At 69.1% G+C, this 1,306-nt stretch carries 1 protein-coding gene; it reads right to left on the reverse strand.

Annotated elements, in window-relative coordinates; genetic code table 11:
* Positions 1–1,306, reverse strand: a 1,306-nt coding sequence (gene ftsW, locus U9980_RS01685) for a putative lipid II flippase FtsW (RefSeq protein WP_322766385.1), incomplete at both ends; no start/stop codon positions are given.

The raw sequence follows: 1,306 nt of genomic DNA on the forward strand, positions 1-1,306 counted from the left end.
GCCACCACGGTTACCACGACGGCGCTCACCCGATCCGCCCCGGGCAGCCCGCGTGCGGGATCGGAACCGGCGCCCACCACCGGAGCTGGCCTCCCGTGCCTCCCGGGCCTCGCGTCGGGCCGCCGCCCTGGCGCCGAGCATTGCCGCCGCCGCGGGTTCGTGCCGGGCGAACGACAGCAGCATCCCGACCGTGAGCATCGTGGGAACCAGCGCGGAACCCCCGAAGGAGACCAGCGGCAGCGGGATGCCGGTAATCGGGAGCAGCCCCACCACGGCACCCATGTTGATCATTGCCTGGCCGAGCAGCCACCCGGTGGCGGAGGCGGCGGCGAGCTGAACGAACGGGTCCGCCGTACGGTGGGCGACCCGGATGCCGGCGAACCCGAGAACGGCGAACAGGATGACGACGACCAGCGTGCCGAGCAGGCCGAGCTCCTCACCGATGATGGCCAGGATGAAGTCGGTGTGGGCGTTGGGCAGCAACCCCGGCCATTTTTCCCGGGACGCGCCGAGGCCCTCGCCCCACCAGCCGCCGGAGGCCAGCGCGTACAGGCCCTGGACCGCCTGGAAGCCGGTGTTGTGGGCGTCGGCGAACGGGTCCCGGTAGGACAGCAACCGTTCGAAGCGGTATGGCTCCCGGATGGCCAGGACGGTGCCGGCCAGCAGAATTACACCGCTGATCGACCCGAACACCCGCAGTGGGGTCCCGACCACCCACAAAAGGGTCAGCAGGACCACGAGCACCACGATCGTGGTCCCCATGTCCGGCTCCAGCATGATCATAATGGAGATCAGGAGTGCTCCGGGGACGAGCGGAACCAGCAGGTGCTTCCAGTTCCCCAGCAGCTTGCGTTTGCGCACCAGCAGATCCGCGCCCCAGAGCACGAGGCCGAGCTTGGCGATCTCACTGGGCTGCAGCGTGTACGGCCCCAGTTCGATCCACCGCTGGGCACCGTTGATCGACTTTCCGAACTGCGGAGTCAGCACGACCACCAGCAGGACCAAAGAGACGATCATGACCGGATACGCCAGCACCCGGAAAACCCGCACGGGCAGCCGGCTGGCCAGGACCAGCAACGGCAGGCCGATGCCGACCCAGGTGGCCTGTCGCGCGAACACCGCGTAGGACGAACCCAGTTCGTCGAACGACCGCACGCTGGATGCCGACAGCACCATCACCAGCCCGAGCAGCAACAGCAGGCCGGCCGAAGAGAGCAGCAGGTAATAGGAGGCCAGCGGCCGGGCGAGTACGGGTACCCGGGTGTCGTCGGCCCCGTGCCCACCCGGCTCGTGCCCACCCGGCTCG

The organism is Protofrankia sp. Cr1, from assembly GCF_963555865.1.
Classification (GTDB): Bacteria; Actinomycetota; Actinomycetes; order Frankiales; family Frankiaceae; genus Protofrankia.